Genomic DNA, 16,288 nt, shown 5'->3' with positions numbered 1-16,288 from the left:
TGCAGCGTCGAGCCATGCTCGACTCCATGAAGGTGGTCAATCCGGAATGTCCTGTTCTGGGTCATCCTGTTCAAGGCTGGCACGGCGGAACGCGGTGCGTGCCCATCCCAGCCCGGCCACGATCATCATCGGCCCGACCGCGAAGGCGGGCAGTGAGGGAATGCGGAACTGTGGCAGTGTTTGGACCAGCAGGTTGTACAGGATCCAGGCCACCAGGATCAGGCCGATCCCCGCGCACAACAGTCCGAACAGCACCTGTGGAATGCCCATTGCCAATCCCAGCGCGCGCTCGGAGCGGGTGGGAGTGGGGATGGCGCGCAGTTCACGGCCCAGATCGAACCAGAACAGGATCGCTGCGGGCAGGCCGATCAGCAGAAGCAGGATGAAGTAGCCATTGCCTGTAGCGACCATCAGCGGCAGCGAAGAGAACAGGGCCACGAGCGAGAGACCGAGTTTCGTGCGGGTGCGCATGGCCGGTCGTCCTGGAGGGGAAAGGCGCGGAGGTATCCGTCTGCGCGACGCTACACCTGCAAGGGCAGCGCGGCAAAGGGGGCGCCGAGCGCCCCCGTTGTGGTGTCGAGCCGTGCTCGACGACCCCGTGTGATCGAGTCGAGCATGGCTCGACGCTACAAGGCCGGTTGGATCAGAACGCCCAGGTGAACGTCAGCGAGCCATTGCGGCCGTCGCCGTAGGCACCGTAGCCGGTGATCTGCGAGTAGTACTTCTTGTCCAGCAGGTTGTTGAGGTTGGCCTGCACGCTGAACTCCGGCGAGATGCGGTAGCGCACGAAGGCACTGACCAGCGCGTAGCCTTCCTGTTCGAAACGGCCCACTACCGGCGCAGCGTAGTAGATGCGGTTCTGCCAGTTGGCACCGCCGCCGACGGTCAGTTCCTGCAGCGATTGCGGGGTGTAGCTGGTGAACAGCTTCAGCGCGGTCTGCGGCAGGTTGGTGTTGATGTCGGCGCCGTTGATGTCCTTGGCCACGTAACGTGAAGCACCGAAGGTCGCGTTCCAGCCCGGTGCCAGTTCGCCATTCACTTCGAACTCGAAGCCACGGCTGACGGTGCCACGTGCAGCGATGTAGGCGGTCTCGTTCATTTGCCCGTCGACCTTGTCCATGGTTGCCTGGCCAACGTTGTCCTGCTCGATGCGGAACACTGCCACGGATGCATTCAGCCGGTTGTCGAACCACGCGCCCTTGACGCCGACTTCGTAGCTCTTGCCATCGACCGGATCGAGGTAGCTGCCCTGCTTGTTGCGCAGCGTCTGCGGCTGGAAGATCTCGGTATAGCTGGCGTAGGCGGAGTAGGTATCGTTGATGTCGTAGACCAGGCCGGCATACGGCGTGGTCACTTTGTGCGAGCGGTCGTTGCCTTCGTCTTCGCTCTTCCAGTCGGTGTAGCGCGCACCGATGATCAGCTTCAGTGGATCAGCCAGCGACAGGCGTGCGGCGGCATAGCCGGCCTTCTGGGTGATGGTGCCCTGGCTGGCAAGCTTCAGCGGTCGCCAGTTCGGCTGCGGGAAATCACCGGTCCAGCCGAAGTAGCTGGCCAGCGGCAGGTACTGTGCATTCGGATCGTTGAAGTCAGGCTGGAAATCACCATAGTTGGCGAACTCACGCTTGTTGTAGCTCAGGCCGGCCATGAACTGGTGCTCGCGGCCGAACAGCTGGAACGGCCCATCGATGTAGCCATCGATGCCATCAACCTTGCGCTCGGTGTTGTAGAAGCCGGCCATCGGCGTGATGCCGGCGCCCGTGGTCTTGTTGAACGCGGTGTAGGCCGGATAGAACAGCTTGTCGTCGGCCTTGGTGCGGTCGTGGGTGGCGCCGATCTTGAACTTCCAGCCGTTGCTGAAGGCATGCTGCAGGGTGGCGAACGCACGCTTGCTGGTGGTGTCCCAGTAGGTCCAGTCCGGCGACGGATTGAACGAGGTCGGATAGTTGGTCGGGCTGCCATCGGCGTACCACATCGGGAAGCCGCCCCAGGTCGCGCCGTTGGCGCGCTTCTGCTGGTAGTCGTAGCCTACGCTGAGCTGCGTGTCCGGGGTCAGGTCGGCGTCGATGACGGCATAACCCAGCGTCTTGCGCTGGTTGTAGCGGTCCATCTGACCATCGGTGTCCAGGTAGCTGCCGATCACCCGGCCGCGCACCGTGCCACTGGCGTTCAGCGCGGTGCCCACGTCCACGGTGGTGCGTGTGCGGCCCCAACTGCCGACGTTCACCGAGATGCTGCCGGTCAGTTCTGCGCTGTCGGCGTGTTTGCGGATGAGGTTCACCGAGGCGGACGGATTGCCGGCACCGCTGAGCAGGCCGGTAGCGCCGCGTACCACTTCCACGCGGTCGTACAGCGCAAGATCGAGGCCGGAATCGCCGTAGCTCCAGTTCTGCACCATCTGCGTCGGCAGGCCATCGAACTGGTAGGCATCGATGTAGAAGCCACGCGCGTAGAACTCGGTGCGCTCGCTGTCGGACTGGGTGCTGGTCACGCCGGTGGTGTTGGCCAGCACGTCGATGATGTCGTCCAGCTTCTGATCTTCGATGCGCTGGTGGCTGATGATGCTGACCGACTGCGGGATCTCGCGCGGTGCCAGATCGAAGCGGGTACCGGCCGAGGTGCGGCGCACCGAATAGCCTTCGGCACGTTCGCCCTTGACCACCACCTTGTCCAGCGTGGTCGGATCGGCGGCGGTGTCGGCGAAGGCGGCCGGGGCCACGGCGCAGAGAACGGCAAGCACGGCAACGGACAGCCGCTGCGGCTGCAGGGTACGGAAGGCGGGACGGGTCATGGGGGTCCTGGACGAGCACGCGCGTTCGGCCGGCATCCAGGAGGCGAGGCGCTACGGGTAGGGGAAGGGCGGGCAGGCCGTCCTGGCACCACCGGAAACGAAAGAAATGGTAATACGAACAATTCCTATTTACAAATCATGAACGGATCGATCCGCGGGGGCGCAATGGTGGTCAGCGCAGCAGCGGCAACGGGTCGCGGGGGCCGTTCGTGGCGTAGATGCCCCAGTGCAGATGCGGCGGCGTGCCCTTGGCATTGCCGCTGTCGCCCACGTGGCCGAGCAGGTCACCGGCCTGCACCACCTGGCCGCGCGCCAGGCCCTCGGCCCAGCCTTCCAGATGCGCGTAGTAGTAGCGTTCCCGCCCGGGCCCGATCACCCAGACCTGGCGGCCACCGAGGCCGCGTTCGCTGACATCCGCGATGACGCCGGCAGTGACGCTGCGCACCGGCGTGCCGCGCTGGGCGAAGATATCGATGCCGGCGTGGGAGCGGTCGCGGCCGCGCGGCGCGCCGAAGGTATCGGCGATCTGGCGGGGGCGCACACCCTCCACCGGCACCGGGAGTTCGGTGGCCGGCGGCATGCGCGAGAGTCTCCACAGCATCCTCGGCGTGGCCGCCCATGGGCTGTTCCACAGCGCCATCGCGGCAACGACGGCAATGGCCAGCCACAGGCCGCGCAGCAGCCAGCGGCGCAGGCGACCGGCAGGAGAGGAAGGAGTGCTCATGGTCTCCGACTGTAGCGTCGAGCCATGCTCGACGGCTGTTGCTCTGCGGTAAAAACGCAGTCGAGCATGGCTCGACGCTACAGAACCGGTGCCAGCGGGACCTCGAAACTCCGCTTCAAGGTGCCCAGTGCCACCGAGGTACGGAAGCGCTCGATGTTGTCATCGCCGCCGAACAAGCGCTCGGTGATCGCCTCGTACTCTTCCATCGACGCCGCCGAAAGCAGCAGCAGGAAATCGCCGTCACCGGTGATCGAGTAGCACTGCTGCACGGCCGGGTCGTCCTGCACGCGGCGCTTGAACGGCGCCACCCGCTCGCGCTGCTCGCTGACCACGCGCACCTCGACGATGATGGTCAGCGGCCGCCCGACCTTGGCGGCGGCGACCACCGCTACATTGGCCGCGATCACGCCGCTGTCCTGCAGGCGCTTGATGCGGCGCTGCACGGCCGGGGTGGACAGGTGCACGGCCTCGGCGATTTCGCGCTGCGGCAGGGTGTTGTCCCGCTGCAGCAGGTCGAGGATGGCGCGGTCGAAACTGTCGAGCACGGGGGCGATGGCCATGGCGAGCAGAAGTTGCACGAACGGGCCGTCAATTGAGCCAAGTGCTCGGCGCCGGCGCAATAGACTTTGCGCATGCAGACCTCACGACTCGCGCCGATGTTGCCGGCGCTGGCGGTGCTCGGCTCGGTCACCTCGCTGGCCATCGGCACCTCCTACGCAAAACACCTGTTCCCGCTGATCGGTGCCCAGGGCACCAGCGCGCTGCGCGTGGGCTTTTCGGCGCTGTTGCTGCTGCTGTTCTGGCGGCCATGGCGCTGGAAGACCAGCCGCGTGGATGCGATCACCATCCTGCGCTACGGGCTCACCCTGGGCCTGATGAACCTGCTGTTCTACATGGCCCTGCGCACGATTCCCTTCGGCATCGCGGTGGCCATCGAGTTCACCGGGCCGCTGACGGTGGCGATGCTGTCATCACGACGACCGATCGACTTCCTGTGGGTGGGCTGCGCGGCGGTGGGGCTGCTGTTGCTGTTGCCGATCGGTGGCGGCCCGGCGCTGGATCCGGCCGGCGTGCTGTATGCCATGGGTGCGGCGGCGTGCTGGGGCCTGTACATCGTGTTCGGCAAGCGTGCCGGCCATCTGCACGCCGGGCATTCGGTGTCGCTGGGGCTGCTGGCGGCGTCGCTGGTGGTGGTGCCGGTGGGCGTGGTGCATGCCGGCGCCGCACTGCTCGATCCGAAGATCCTGGCCGCTGGCCTGCTGGTGGCGTTGGTGTCCAGCGCGATCCCGATGTCGCTGGAGATGATGGCGCTCAAGCGCCTGCCCAAGGAGACCTTCGGCATCCTGATCAGCATGGAGCCGGCAGTAGCCGCGCTGTGGGCGATGCTGCTGCTGCACGAGCACCTGCATGGATTGCAGTGGCTGGCGATCGGCTGCACGGTGCTGGCCTCGGTGGGCAGCACGATGACCGCGCGGCGGCTGAAGGTGCCGGTGGTGCAGGCGGGGTAGCGCCGGGCCATGCCCGGCGGAGAGCGTGCCAACCAAGGTTGGCACCCACCAGGAGCGGTCAGCGCAGGGCGTCCGCCGGGACGTCGATCTGCATCGCCAGGGCGAGGTGATCGGAGAACGCGGCCGGTACGGCTTCCACGGTGCGGGTCTGCAGGCCGCTGCTGACCAGGATGTGGTCGATGGCGCGATCGGGGCGCCAGCTGGGGAAGGTCGGCACGATGCAGCCCGGTGGTTGCAGGCGGGTCTTCTGGTACAGCACCTGCATTTCCGGGCGTTCGGCCAGGCAGTTGAAGTCGCCCATCAGCACCGCATTGGGATGGTCGGACAGCAGCTCGGCGATGAAGCCCAGCTGCGACATCCGCGAACCCGCGCCCAGCGACAGATGGGCTACCGCTACCGCCAGGCCATCGGCGCCGTCGCCGAACTTGGCCAGCAGCACGCCGCGCCCGCCGATGCGGCCGGGCAGGGCGTGATCCTGCACTTCCACCGGTTCCAGCTTGCTCAGCAGGCCGTTGGCGCTGGAGGCGACCCCGCCCATGCGCCGGTTCGGCTGGTGGCTCCAGTAGTTGAAGCCGGCACGCTGGGCCAGGTAGTGGGTCTGGTTGGTGAAGCCCGAGCGCAGGCTGCCCGGGTCGGCCTCCTGCAGGCCGACGATGTCATGTTCGCGCGCCAGGGTGGCGATCGCGTCCAGGCTGCTGCGCTTGCGGCCCGCCGGCAGCGCATGTGACCAGCTGCGGGTCACATAGTCGCTGTAGCGGCGGGTACTTGAGCCGGCCTGGATGTTGGCCGTCAGCAAGCGCAGGGTCCGTGTACGGGGGGAATTCACGGCCGGGAAACGCTTCTCTTGGATCAGTGAGCCTGGGCCGCACCGCGTTCGCGGGCGATCAGGTGGTCGGCAATGCGCAGCATGTCCGGGAAGCTCTTGCCCTTCACCAGGTACTTGCCATTGACGATGATCGACGGGGTGCCGCTGATCTGGCTGCGCTGGGCGAACTGCTTGGCCGAGTTGGTCTTGGCATTCACCGCGAAGCTGCCCATGGTGGCGGCGAACTGCTTCGGATCCACGCCGTAGGCACCGTAGAACTTGGCGATGTCGTCAACCGAATCGGTGCCGCGCTCGCCCTTCAGGGTCTTCTGCGAATGGATGGCAGCGTACAGGGCTTCGTGGGTCTTCTCCTGCACGCCCAGGGTCTGCGCGGCGTAGAAGGCACGGGCGTAGTTGTCCCAGGTACCGCCGAACATGGCCGGCACGTAGACGAAGTTCACGTCGCTCGGCAGGCCGGCCTTCCACGGGCCGACCAGCGGCTGGAACGCGGCGCAGGCCGGGCAGACATAGCCGAAGATCTCGGTCACTTCGATCTTGCCGGCGGCCGGCTGGAACGGCTGGCCGTTCGGGATCACCTGGTAGTCGGCGCCTTCCACCGGGGCCGGGCCGGTCAGTGCGGTGGTGGTCGGGGCCGGTGCAGCGGCCGGGGCGGCTTCAGCCGCGGCCTTCTCGCCTTCGGCAGCGGCCGGGGCGGCGCCTTCGCTGCCAGCGGCCGGTTCGGTGGTCGCCGGAGCTGCAGCCGGTTCGGCCGGGGCCGCGGTGGTGTTGGTGCTGCCGTCGTCGGCCTTGCAGGCCGCCAGGATCGGCAGCAGCGCTGCGAGGGCGAGGGCGTAACGGATCTTCATGGAAACGTCTCCAGCATCTGGAAAGGTGGGGCCGGCGTCATGCGCCGGCCAGGGGGAAATGATGACACGCGGCGGCGACAGCGCCGTGTCGGTGGTGGGTGTTGGTTCAGCGGCCGCGGGCTGCGCGGGCCTGGGCGATCAGCGCCGAGGCGATGCGCAGCTGGTCGTCGAAGCTGTCGCCACGGACCAGGTACTGGCCGTTGATGATCAGCGCCGGGGTCCCGGGGATCTTGGTGCGCTGGGCGAACGCGCGGGCGGCATCGACCTTCTTCTGTACGGCATCGCCGCGCAGGGCCTGCAGGTAACGGTCCGGGGTCACGCCATAGGCCTTGTAGAAGTTGGCGAGCTCATCGGCCGAGACGTTCTGCATCGGCAGCGAGCCGTCCTGGTGCAGGGCCTTGAACACGGCGGCATGGCTGCGCTTGGCCACGCCGACTTCGTCGGCGGCGTAGTAGGCCAGTGCCCAGGCATCCCAGGCGCCGCCGAAGGCTGCCGGTACCGGAGTGAAGCGCACATCGGCCGGCAGCTTGGCTGCCCAGGCTTCCAGCTGCGGTTCGAAACGGGCGCAGTGCGGGCAGGTGTAGCCGAAGACCTCGACCACCTCGATCTTGCCGGCCAGCGGCTGGAACGGGCCCGGCTGGGCGATGCGCTCGTAGTCCTTGCCTTCGACCAGCGGGGCATTGGCGGGGGTGGCGGCGCAGGCTACCAGCGGCAGCAGCACCAGCAAAGACAACAGCAGGCGGGAAATCAACCTCATCGACACGCATCTCCGTTGAAAAAAGCAACGCCGGCGCGGTCGCCGGCGTGAAGGAAACATACCGCAGCCGCGGGCCGGCGTGGCGACCCGGGCCGACCAGTGGTGGTCAGGGGGCGGCAGCCGGTTGTGCCGGCGCGGTGGCAACGGCCACGTCGTCGGCCTTGTTGTGCAGGCCCTGCAGGTAGCTCGACAGCGCCTGCACCTCCTGCTCGCTCAGCTTCTGCGCAACCGCAGCCATGATCTGGAAGTGCGCCTTGTCGGTCTCGTTGGTCTGGCCAGCCTGGTATTCCTGCAGGCGGCGCGCGACATAGCTGGCGTGCTGGCCACCGATGTGCGGATAGGCCGGCCCCGGATTACCGGCGCCGCTGGGGCCGTGGCAGGCCATGCAGGCCGGCAGGCCGCGTTTGGCGTCACCGCCACGGTACAGCTGCTGGCCGATCTCGTAGAACTTCATGCCCTTGTAGGGGCCGTCGGTGACCGCCGTGTCATCGGCGATGCCGGCAGTGGCCTTCTGCGTGGCGAAGAACGCGCCGATGTCGCGCATGTCCTGCGGGGTGAGGTTCTGCACGAACGGCACCATCGCCACCGCCGCGCCGGAGCTGCGCTGCCCGTTGGCGATCAGGGCCATCTGCTGGGCGACGTAGCGTTCGCTCTGGCCGGCGATGGACGGGTACATCTCCACCGTGGAATTGCCGTCGGCGCCATGGCAGGCCGCGCAGGCCGAGGCCTTGGTCTGGCCGGCCTTGGCATCGCCCCAGTGGGTCTTGCTGAAATCGACCTCCAGCGAGGCGGTGTTGATCGGCCCGTTGTCGGGCAGCGGGGTCAACGTGGTCTGCGCGAACGCAGCAGCGGCAACAACTATGGCAGTGGCAAGGGCGGATACGGCAAGAACGCGAGCGTGGCGCATGCTAAAGCTCCGTATGGACCGGGCCGGGCGGCAGCCACGGCATCGTCCGGATTATCAACGCCGTTTCCGCGCACGGTCAACGCAGCAGTGCAGCATTTTCCCGGCGGAGGGCCCGGGGCCGGGCGCGCGGTGCCACAACATGCGATCCTATGCACATGTCATTGCTCATCGAACGCGCCCAATACCACCTCTCTGCCCACAACATGGGGCAGCTGCCGCCCGATGAGGGGGCCGAAGTGGCCTTTGCGGGCCGCTCCAACGCCGGCAAGTCCAGTGCTCTCAACGCATTGACCCGCCAGAACAGCCTGGCCCGGGTCTCCAAGACCCCCGGCCGCACCCAGCAGCTGGTGTTCTTCCAGGTGACCCCGGAAGCCCATCTGGTCGATCTGCCCGGTTACGGCTACGCCAAGGTGCCGCTGGACCTGCAGGCGCACTGGCAGGCCTTCATCGACCGCTACTTCCGCACCCGCAATGCGCTGAGGGGCCTGGTGGTGGTGATGGATATCCGCCACCCGCTGAAGGACTACGACCGGCAGATGCTGGCCTATGCCGTGCAGCGTGGCCTGCCGGCGCATGCGTTGCTGACCAAGGCCGACAAGCTGAGCCGCAGCCAGCAGATGCAGACCCTGCAGAAGGTGCGCAAGGAACTGCACTCCTCCTTCGGTGATACGGTCAGCGTGCAGGTGTTCTCCGGCGCCGCCCGCACCGGTGTGGACGAAGCCCGCGGCATCATCGGCGGCTGGCTGGGGCTGGAATAAGGCGGCCAGCGGTCGCCTGCCTTTTCATCGGGGTGTACGGATGGAAGGATTTGCAGCAACGTTCTGGCAATGGCACGGGGCGGGTGACGGTGCCCGCGTCGAAGCGGCCTGCACCTTGCTCTCTGCCCTCGATTTCCTCCAGCAGGACGCATTGGGCCAAGCGGCAAAGCTGCCGCAGTGTCTTGCCTGTGAGGTCCAGTCGTCGGTCCTGATGCCTCTGGTGGCCGTCATGGACGGTCTGGCCGATCAGGTGCCGCCATTGGGCCAGCAGGCGCTGCTGAGGCTTCGCGAATCCTGCGCTGAGCTTGATGCGACCTCGCTCAGCTGTTCTGATGACGGGATCTTCGAACACGCGCAGTGGCAGGCGATCCGGATGGACGCGCGGCAAGCGGGTTTGTACTTGGCGCTGCAGGAACTGTTGCCGTACCTGGACGAACTACGGGACGCGCAGCGCTCGGCACCCGGCCGGTAGGGCCGGGCATGGCCCGGCGCGACCGGTCTGCTTCCGGGTAGTACCGGCCGCTGGTCGGCGATACCTCATTTCAACGGCGAATACTCCGCCGGCACCCACGCATAGGCCTTGCCCTCGCCACGCACATGGCCCAGACCGGGGAACGGCAGGTGCGCACCGGCCACCCACCAACCGTTGGCGGTGGCCTGCTGCAGCAGGCCGCGACGGCTGGCGATGGCCGCTTTGCGGTCCGAATCGGCCTCGAAGGCCGCCTCCGGGTGCGCGAACTGCACCGCGTGGAAGTGCAGCACATCGCCCCACACCAGCAGTGACTGGCCCTGGCTGTCGAACCGGTAGGAGACATGGCCGGGCGTATGGCCATGGGTGTCCATCGCCACCGCGCCACCGGGCAGGGCATCGCCGGGACTGAAGGTGCGCAGGTGGCCGCTGGCCTGATAGGGCGCTACCGCGTTGCGCGCCAGCGGGAAGGCAAAGCGCACGCCCTTCGGCGCGGTGGCCTCGCTGGCCGGGTTGAGCCAGTAGTCGGCATCGGCCTTGGACAGCCACACCGTGGCATTCGGGTAGGCCGGCTTGCCCTGCGCGTCGAGCACGCCGCACAGATGGTCCGGATGGGCGTGGGTCAGCAGCACTTCATCCACCTCGGCCGGGTCCACGCCGGAGGCGCGCAGGTTGCCCAGCACCTGGCCCAGGCCGGGGCCGAAGCACTGCGCCGTACCGGTATCGACCAGGGTCAGGTGGTTGCCCTGGCGCACCAGGAAAGCATTGATCGCGGTCTGCAGGCCCTTCTTGTCTTCGGGCACGTAACGGCCTTCCAGCAGGCGGCTGACCAGCGTCGGCGGCACGCCCACGACTTCCTGCCGGCCCAGCGCGACCACGCCATCGAACAGGGCGGTGACCTGCAGCGCACCGACGCGCTGGTGGTAGACGCCTGGGACCTGCTGGGTGGGGGCAGGCGACGTGGTTTCGGCCAGCGCGGCCAGTGGCAGGGATGACAAGGCCAACAGCAGGGCGCGGTGCAGCGGCAGGGGACGCAGGGTCATGCTGGTTCTCGGTGGACGACGGGCGGTTCCGTTGCCGTATAGCGTGCCGTGGTCGACGTGTGTGCGGCGCTCAAACCACTACGCGGAATGCTCAGGGAAGGGGTGTTGTCTGCAGGGCTGCGCCCTGCACCCGCAGAGGCAACAGCAACAGCCGAAGCAACAGCAACAGCCGAGGCAACAGCAACAGCGGGCTATCCGTGGGATGGCGGGGTGGGTCCGGTTGCGGGGGCCGCTGCAAGTACGTCCATGTAAGCTCGGTCGCCGCATCCATGCGGCTCACGCCCCCGCAACCGGACCCACCCCGCCTTCGACAGTTTTCTGCGATCTGTCGGAACGGCAAACTGCTCTGGTGGGTGTCGACCTTGGTCGACACAGTAGATCCACGCCATGCGTGGATGACTCATTCGATATCTGACAGAGGTGTCGACCAAGGTCGACACCTACCAACAGCCGCGGAGATCTGTCGGAGGTGGGGCGGTGTCGGAGTGCGGGGTGTCAGCCGCATGGATGCGGCTGCCAAGCTTACAGGGACGTACTTGCAGCGTCCCCGCACTCCGACACCGCCCCGCCATCCCTCGGATAGCCGCTGTTGCTGTTGCCTCGGCCGTTGCCGTTGCCTCTGTGGGTGCAGGGCGCAGCCCTGCCGAACCCCCTCAAATGTCTGTGGGAGCCAGTCCGTACTGCTCGGCGAAGCGCTTGCTGAAACTCGCCGCAGACCGGTAGCCCGCGCGTGCTGCGACGGTCTTCAATGGCAGGTCCGTGGTGTAGAGCAGCTGCATGCCATGCGCCAGCCTGGCCTCGGTGAGCAGCTGGCGCAGGCTGGTGTCCTCGGCGGCGAGACGACGACGCAGGGTCGCACCGCTCAGCGCGAACTGTTCTTCCACATCACGCGATTGCCAGTCGCGTGCCGGTTCGGCGGCGATGCGGTCGCGGATCTGTTCGCCCAGGCTCGGCGCCTGCGGCAGCAGCAGGTTGCCGTGGCCCTGCCGGCACAGGGTCAGCACCAGCGAGGCCAGGGCCAATCGTGCCTCGCTGTAGCGGCCGTCCTGCAGCGATTGCCGCCACTGCCGCAGCACCGGGCCATGGTCGATCAACGGCAGACGTGCCATCGCCTGGCCAGGGGCGGGAAGGTCCTCGCTCCACAGCGTGCGTGCGGCCGCCAGCACTTCGGCACACAGCGGCACGATGGCACTGAGGTAGCGGCCGGTCCCCGGGTCGGGCGTGTTGACCACATCGATCCGGCAGCGCTGGGTCAGCAGCAGGATGTCGCCGGGGATGAATTCCAGCGACTGGTGCGCGGTGCGCACCTGCTTGCGGCCCTCCAGCAGGATCGCGAACTGCGGTTGCGGAATCTCCACCGAGCTGGCGCCATGCTCGCGACGGGCGGTGATGCAGGCATAGCCTTCGGCGCGCTCACAGCCTGCCAGACTGGCCATCTCGGCCAGCAGTGCGGTGGCCGGGGGCAGCATGGCGGTCATGTCACGTGTGCGCCGAGCAGGCGACCGACGCCGGCGGCCGCGGCCATCGCCAACGCGCCCCAGAACATCACCCGGATCGCGCCGCGTACCGGCGGTGCGCCGCCGGCCTGGGCCGCCATCGCGCCGGTCAGGCACAGGCCGAGCAGGGTGCTGGCGGTGGTCATCATCGCGACCTTGTCGACCGGCGCGAGCAGCGCGGTCAGCACCGGCAGTGCCGCACCACAGGTGAAGGCGCCGGCCGAGGCCAGCGCTGCCTGCAGCGGGCGCGCGCGCAGGGTATCGGTGATGCCCAGCTCGTCGCGGGCGTGGGCGCCCAGTGCGTCGTGGGCGGTGAGCTGCTCGGCCACCTGCCGCGCCAGCGCCGGCTCCAGGCCGCGGTGGCGGTAGATCGCGGCCAGCTCTTCCAGCTCGCTGTGCGGATCTTCGTGCAGTTCGCGCTTTTCCATCGCCAGGTCGGCATCTTCGGTGTCGGCCTGGGTCTGCACGGAGACATACTCTCCAGCGGCCATCGACATCGCGCCGGCCACGGTGCCAGCCACGCCGGTGGCCAGAATGGTCGCCGCGGAGGCGCCGCTGGCGGCCACGCCGACCACCAGGCCGGCCACCGAGACGATGCCATCGTTGGCCCCCAGCACGGCGGCACGCAGCCAGCCGACGCGCTCGGAGCGGTGCAGTTCGGGGTGTCGTGAATGGCGGCTCATGGCCCCGAGTGTACGAGGGTCAAGAGGGCGTCGGTAGGATGCTGAAAACCGTCTCCGTCGCATGACGCAACGGGTCGCCACGCTATAGTGCGCCCTTGCGATGGAAGGCCCCGGGCCCCACATCCCCCGCCACTGTCCAGCGAGCCTTCCCCTTGTCGAGCCCCAGCCACGTCGCCGATACACCCATTACCGACCGCTCGCAGCTGGTGGAGGTGATCGCCTCCGGCGAGAAACCCCGCGCGCAGTGGCGCATCGGCACCGAGCACGAGAAGTTCGGGTTCCGCCTGGATGACCTGCGCCCGCCGACCTTCGAGGGCGAGCGCGGCATTGAGGCACTGCTCAACGGCCTGGTCCGCTTCGGCTGGGAGCCGGTGCAGGAGAACGGCAACACGATCGCCCTGCTGCGCGATGGTGCCTCGGTCACGCTGGAACCGGCGGGCCAGTTGGAACTGTCCGGCGCGGCGCTGGAGACCATCCACCAGACCTGCGTGGAGACCGGCACCCATCTCAACGAAGTGGCACAGGTGGCAGGTGAGCTGCAGCTCGGCTTCCTCGGCATGGGCTTCCAGCCGAAGTGGAAGCGCGATGAGATGCCGTGGATGCCGAAGGGCCGCTACAAGATCATGCGCGCCTACATGCCCAAGGTCGGCTCGCTGGGCCTGGACATGATGACCCGCACCTGCACGGTGCAGGTGAACCTGGATTACGCCACCGAAGCGGACATGGTGAAGAAGTTCCGCGTGTCGCTGGCGCTGCAGCCGATCGCCACCGCGCTATTCGCCGATTCGCCGTTCACCGAAGGCAAGCCGAACGGCTACCTGAGCTACCGCTCGCACATCTGGACCGACACCGACGCCGACCGCACCGGCATGCTCGACTTCGTGTTCGAGGATGGCTTCGGTTACGAGCGCTATGTCGATTACCTGCTCGACGTGCCGATGTATTTCTCCTACCGCGATGGCATCTACCACGACGCCAGCGGGCAGAGCTTCCGCGATTTCATGCAGGCCAAGCTGCCGGTGCTGCCGGGCGCGCTGCCGACGCTGCGCGACTGGTCGGACCACATGACCACCGCGTTCCCGGAAGTGCGCCTGAAGAAGTATCTGGAAATGCGCGGTGCCGACGGTGGCCCGTGGAGCCGCCTGTGTGCGCTGCCGGCATTCTGGGTGGGCCTGTTGTACGACGACACCGCACTGGATGCGGCCTGGGACCTGGTACGGGATTTCACCCTGGCCGAGCGCCATGCACTGCGCGACGGCGTGCCGAAGCATGCGATGAACCTGCCGTTCCGCACTGGCAGCGTGCGCGACCTGGCCCGTGAAGCGGTGAAGATTTCCGTCGAAGGCCTCAAGCGCCGCGCGGCGCGCAATGCCGACGGCCAGGACGAGAGCAAGTTCCTGGACGTGCTGCAGGAGATCGTCGAGTCCGGCCTGACCCCGGCCGAACGCAAGCTGGCGCTGTTCCATGGCCGCTGGCACGGCGACGTCGATCCGGTGTTCCGCGAGTTCGCGTACTGACACTGTTCCGGCGGGTGCCAACCGGGGCCGGCACCTGCCGTTGCGTCACCACCCGCGCGCTGCGAACAGGCGCGCGTAGATGCCGCGAACCACATCCTGCTTGCTGCGGTTGTAGGCCTGCACGTTGGCATTGCCCTGCAGTGCTGCCTGCTTGGCCTGTGCATAGCGCCTGCGGTCATCTTCATGGCTGCGCAGCCAATCGCGGAACAAGCAGTGGCGGAGGTGCTCGGCGCAACCAGGTGCGAACACGTGCAGGTTCACGCGCGGCACGTCCAGTCGCAGCATGCGGTGCTGGTACCACGAGGGTTCGCGGATGGTAAGCACGTAGCCCAGTGCCTGCAGCGCTGGCAGCCAGGCCGCTTCGTCGGCGGGATCGGCAACCAGCAGGTCGATGTCCAGTACCGGTTTGGCCGGCAGGCCCGGCACCGCGGTGGAGCCGACATGTTCAATGCCCAGCGCGGTGTTGCCGAGTGTCGCCTGCAGCTGCGTGCGCTGCTGCTCGAACTGGTCGGCCCACAGCGTGGACCAGGGCACCACCTGCAGCGCTTCCGGCTGCGGCGCGCCGAGAACCCAGGGATTCTCCTCAGGGTCGCCATCGGCGAAGGTGGTGATTGCGGTGGGATCGAACGGGATATCGGACATGCCCACCATGGTGCCATGCCCAGCGGTGATGTCAGCCCGGCTTGCCGTCGCGCCGTGGGCACAGGTAGATCCAGCCCAGCCGCGCCACCCACGGTGCCAAGGCCAGCAACCAGCCGATGGCTGCGGCGAAATGCCACGCATGGGCGTCGGGCATCAGTTCGGCAGCGATGCGCATGATCGCCACCGCCTGCAGCGCGACGAACGCAAACCAGGCCACTGCCGGCATCACCAGCGGTCGGCCGGAATGGCCCTGGGTGACCCGGGTCACCATCGCCACCAGCAGGCTGCCGAACAGGCCCACGGCGAGGGCATGCAGCGGCGCGCGGCCGAGCAGTTGCGGATGGCCCAGCATCTGGCCGATGTCCTGCAGCAGATACAACGCGAAGCTGATCGGCAGCCACGCCAGTGCCAGGAACAGGGCCGCGAGCAGGCCCGGCATCGGCCCGCGTGGCCACCAGTGCCATAGCGCCTGCAGCGACAACATCAGCAGCGGCGCATCGGCCAGCCACAGCAGGTGGTCGATCTGCAACGCGCTCAACAGCAGGCGCAGCATCAGCAGCGCCCACATCGCAGCCAACCAGCGCAGCGGGCGCCACGCCACATAGCCATCCACCACGTTGTTGGCGAAGAACGGGATCATCCGGTGCGCGACGGTGAGGTAGACCGGCAGCAGCAGGCCGAAGGTGCCGAGTGCCACCGTGACCGGCATCAGCGTGGCGTGGCCGCGCCCCACCGCCATGAACAGCAGCAGCCCCAGCCAGCCCAGCAGCAGTGCGGCATAGCAGGCGCGCGCATGCCAGTTGCGGTTGGGACCGGCGGCCTTGAGCACGCGTCCCAGCACGATCAGTCCGGCGCTCCAGCCGGCCAGTGCCAGCAGCAGGCCGGGCCACAGCCCGGGTGTCCACCCGCAGGCGGCGGCAATCAGCAACGCCTGCCCACCAAACAGGCCGATGCCGACCGGCGCATAACGGCTGCGTGGCAGCTCCGGCTGTGCCAGCCAGCGCGGGAACACGGTGAGCAGGAAGCCGAAGATGAAACTGGGCAGTACCAGGTACTGCATCAGCAGCGCGTGCAGCCAGGCCGGAGGCAGCGGCGGTGGCTGCGGCGTCCACAACCCGCGCAATGCGCCCAGCCACAACGCCCACCACAGCATTGCCAGCAGCAGGTTGCTGGCGCCGATGAAGAACAGCAGCCGGTGCGGCGCGCGCATCAGCATCGCAGGGGAGGGCAGGCGGGCCATGCAGCGAGTCTGCGCCCGGCTGGTGGCCGGGTCCTTGATCTTCGTCATGCCCAAGGAGGGAGGCAACCGCTTCGCTCGCCGGGCA

The 16,288-nt window shown here is 67.6% G+C and carries 17 protein-coding genes; 4 read left to right on the top strand and 13 right to left on the bottom strand.

Features of this window, described 5'->3' with window-relative positions:
• Window positions 1-36: 36 nt before the first annotated feature.
• The 4 genes from ACZK2R_RS19660 to ACZK2R_RS19645 form a co-directional block, all read right to left on the bottom strand.
• Window positions 37-471: a hypothetical protein gene (locus ACZK2R_RS19660; protein WP_121504385.1), complete on the bottom strand. Its 435-nt coding sequence runs from the start codon at window positions 469-471 to the stop codon at window positions 37-39.
• A 172-nt stretch (window positions 472-643) separates the two neighbouring features.
• Window positions 644-2,788, bottom strand: a complete 2,145-nt coding sequence (fhuE, locus tag ACZK2R_RS19655; RefSeq protein ID WP_049421357.1) for a ferric-rhodotorulic acid/ferric-coprogen receptor FhuE — start codon at window positions 2,786-2,788, stop codon at window positions 644-646.
• 172 nt (window positions 2,789-2,960) lie between these two features.
• The gene (locus tag ACZK2R_RS19650; RefSeq protein ID WP_125895801.1) at window positions 2,961-3,512 is read right to left on the bottom strand and encodes a M23 family metallopeptidase; all 552 of its coding nucleotides are present in this window, start codon (window positions 3,510-3,512) and stop codon (window positions 2,961-2,963) included.
• 77 nt (window positions 3,513-3,589) lie between these two features.
• Window positions 3,590-4,072, bottom strand: a complete 483-nt coding sequence (locus tag ACZK2R_RS19645; RefSeq protein WP_032128965.1) for an Lrp/AsnC family transcriptional regulator — start codon at window positions 4,070-4,072, stop codon at window positions 3,590-3,592.
• Between the two features lie 72 nt (window positions 4,073-4,144).
• On the opposite strand from ACZK2R_RS19645, the gene ACZK2R_RS19640 reads away from it, so the two are divergent.
• Window positions 4,145-5,020, top strand: coding sequence for an EamA family transporter (locus tag ACZK2R_RS19640; protein WP_032128972.1), 876 nt, complete (start codon window positions 4,145-4,147; stop codon window positions 5,018-5,020).
• Between the two features lie 58 nt (window positions 5,021-5,078).
• On the opposite strand, the gene ACZK2R_RS19635 is transcribed toward ACZK2R_RS19640, so the two are convergent.
• The 4 genes from ACZK2R_RS19635 to ACZK2R_RS19620 all read right to left on the bottom strand — a co-directional run bounded on the left by ACZK2R_RS19635 (window position 5,079) and on the right by ACZK2R_RS19620 (window position 8,355).
• Entirely contained in the window at window positions 5,079-5,816 is a 738-nt protein-coding gene (locus tag ACZK2R_RS19635; RefSeq protein WP_005419292.1) for an endonuclease/exonuclease/phosphatase family protein, read from the bottom strand.
• A 53-nt stretch (window positions 5,817-5,869) separates the two neighbouring features.
• Window positions 5,870-6,691 (bottom strand): thiol:disulfide interchange protein DsbA/DsbL, encoded by an 822-nt coding sequence (locus tag ACZK2R_RS19630; protein WP_180838420.1) that lies wholly within the window; start codon window positions 6,689-6,691, stop codon window positions 5,870-5,872.
• A gap of 106 nt (window positions 6,692-6,797) precedes the next feature.
• Entirely contained in the window at window positions 6,798-7,448 is a 651-nt protein-coding gene (locus ACZK2R_RS19625) for a thiol:disulfide interchange protein DsbA/DsbL (protein WP_180838419.1), read from the bottom strand.
• 106 nt (window positions 7,449-7,554) lie between these two features.
• Window positions 7,555-8,355, bottom strand: coding sequence for a c-type cytochrome (locus ACZK2R_RS19620; protein WP_180838418.1), 801 nt, complete (start codon window positions 8,353-8,355; stop codon window positions 7,555-7,557).
• A 155-nt stretch (window positions 8,356-8,510) separates the two neighbouring features.
• Here ACZK2R_RS19620 and yihA point away from each other — a divergent pair, with 155 nt between their 5' ends.
• Window positions 8,511-9,113, top strand: coding sequence for a ribosome biogenesis GTP-binding protein YihA/YsxC (gene yihA, locus ACZK2R_RS19615; protein WP_041864681.1), 603 nt, complete (start codon window positions 8,511-8,513; stop codon window positions 9,111-9,113).
• Window positions 9,114-9,153: 40 nt separating this feature from the next.
• Entirely contained in the window at window positions 9,154-9,585 is a 432-nt protein-coding gene (locus ACZK2R_RS19610; RefSeq protein ID WP_180838417.1) for a hypothetical protein, read from the top strand.
• A 65-nt stretch (window positions 9,586-9,650) separates the two neighbouring features.
• On the opposite strand, the gene ACZK2R_RS19605 is transcribed toward ACZK2R_RS19610, so the two are convergent.
• The 3 genes from ACZK2R_RS19605 to ACZK2R_RS19595 form a co-directional block, all read right to left on the bottom strand.
• Complete coding sequence (locus ACZK2R_RS19605) at window positions 9,651-10,625, bottom strand: MBL fold metallo-hydrolase (RefSeq protein WP_180838416.1); 975 nt, start codon at window positions 10,623-10,625, stop codon at window positions 9,651-9,653.
• Between the two features lie 653 nt (window positions 10,626-11,278).
• On the bottom strand, window positions 11,279-12,103 hold the full coding sequence (locus ACZK2R_RS19600) for a helix-turn-helix transcriptional regulator (RefSeq protein ID WP_049400270.1): 825 nt from the start codon (window positions 12,101-12,103) through the stop codon (window positions 11,279-11,281).
• The gene (locus ACZK2R_RS19595; RefSeq protein WP_032129894.1) at window positions 12,100-12,804 is read right to left on the bottom strand and encodes a VIT1/CCC1 transporter family protein; all 705 of its coding nucleotides are present in this window, start codon (window positions 12,802-12,804) and stop codon (window positions 12,100-12,102) included. Before ACZK2R_RS19595 ends, ACZK2R_RS19600 begins: the two co-directional genes overlap by 4 nt.
• Before the next feature lie 152 nt (window positions 12,805-12,956).
• Here ACZK2R_RS19595 and ACZK2R_RS19590 point away from each other — a divergent pair, with 152 nt between their 5' ends.
• On the top strand, window positions 12,957-14,321 hold the full coding sequence (locus ACZK2R_RS19590) for a glutamate--cysteine ligase (protein ID WP_032129893.1): 1,365 nt from the start codon (window positions 12,957-12,959) through the stop codon (window positions 14,319-14,321).
• Window positions 14,322-14,366: 45 nt separating this feature from the next.
• Here ACZK2R_RS19590 and ACZK2R_RS19585 read toward each other — a convergent pair whose 3' ends face one another.
• Window positions 14,367-14,963 carry a GrpB family protein gene (locus ACZK2R_RS19585; RefSeq protein WP_239669743.1) on the bottom strand — a complete coding sequence of 199 codons (597 nt, stop codon included), beginning with the start codon at window positions 14,961-14,963 and terminating at the stop codon, window positions 14,367-14,369.
• A 31-nt stretch (window positions 14,964-14,994) separates the two neighbouring features.
• Complete coding sequence (locus tag ACZK2R_RS19580; RefSeq protein WP_180838635.1) at window positions 14,995-16,251, bottom strand: NnrS family protein; 1,257 nt, start codon at window positions 16,249-16,251, stop codon at window positions 14,995-14,997.
• Window positions 16,252-16,288: the final 37 nt, after the last annotated feature.

It is taken from the genome of Stenotrophomonas sp. 96582_Sma (assembly GCF_056480905.1).
Note: the sequence above shows the minus strand (reverse complement) of the source record. Positions and strands in the feature narration are given on the sequence as shown.

Excerpts from the sequence above, each read along its gene's own strand:
- ACZK2R_RS19660 (WP_121504385.1), bottom strand. The coding sequence starts at position 471 with ATGCGCACCCGCACGAAACTCGGTCTCTCGCTCGTGGCCCTGTTCTCT.
- ACZK2R_RS19600 (WP_049400270.1), bottom strand. The coding sequence starts at position 12,103 with ATGACCGCCATGCTGCCCCCGGCCACCGCACTGCTGGCCGAGATGGCC.
- ACZK2R_RS19640 (WP_032128972.1), top strand. The coding sequence starts at position 4,145 with ATGCAGACCTCACGACTCGCGCCGATGTTGCCGGCGCTGGCGGTGCTC.
- ACZK2R_RS19580 (WP_180838635.1), bottom strand. The coding sequence starts at position 16,251 with ATGACGAAGATCAAGGACCCGGCCACCAGCCGGGCGCAGACTCGCTGC.
- ACZK2R_RS19605 (WP_180838416.1), bottom strand. The coding sequence starts at position 10,625 with ATGACCCTGCGTCCCCTGCCGCTGCACCGCGCCCTGCTGTTGGCCTTG.
- ACZK2R_RS19595 (WP_032129894.1), bottom strand. The coding sequence starts at position 12,804 with ATGAGCCGCCATTCACGACACCCCGAACTGCACCGCTCCGAGCGCGTC.
- ACZK2R_RS19620 (WP_180838418.1), bottom strand. The coding sequence starts at position 8,355 with ATGCGCCACGCTCGCGTTCTTGCCGTATCCGCCCTTGCCACTGCCATA.
- ACZK2R_RS19625 (WP_180838419.1), bottom strand. The coding sequence starts at position 7,448 with ATGAGGTTGATTTCCCGCCTGCTGTTGTCTTTGCTGGTGCTGCTGCCG.
- ACZK2R_RS19650 (WP_125895801.1), bottom strand. The coding sequence starts at position 3,512 with ATGAGCACTCCTTCCTCTCCTGCCGGTCGCCTGCGCCGCTGGCTGCTG.
- ACZK2R_RS19645 (WP_032128965.1), bottom strand. The coding sequence starts at position 4,072 with ATGGCCATCGCCCCCGTGCTCGACAGTTTCGACCGCGCCATCCTCGAC.
- fhuE (WP_049421357.1), bottom strand. The coding sequence starts at position 2,788 with ATGACCCGTCCCGCCTTCCGTACCCTGCAGCCGCAGCGGCTGTCCGTT.
- yihA (WP_041864681.1), top strand. The coding sequence starts at position 8,511 with ATGTCATTGCTCATCGAACGCGCCCAATACCACCTCTCTGCCCACAAC.
- ACZK2R_RS19610 (WP_180838417.1), top strand. The coding sequence starts at position 9,154 with ATGGAAGGATTTGCAGCAACGTTCTGGCAATGGCACGGGGCGGGTGAC.
- ACZK2R_RS19630 (WP_180838420.1), bottom strand. The coding sequence starts at position 6,691 with ATGAAGATCCGTTACGCCCTCGCCCTCGCAGCGCTGCTGCCGATCCTG.
- ACZK2R_RS19585 (WP_239669743.1), bottom strand. The coding sequence starts at position 14,963 with ATGTCCGATATCCCGTTCGATCCCACCGCAATCACCACCTTCGCCGAT.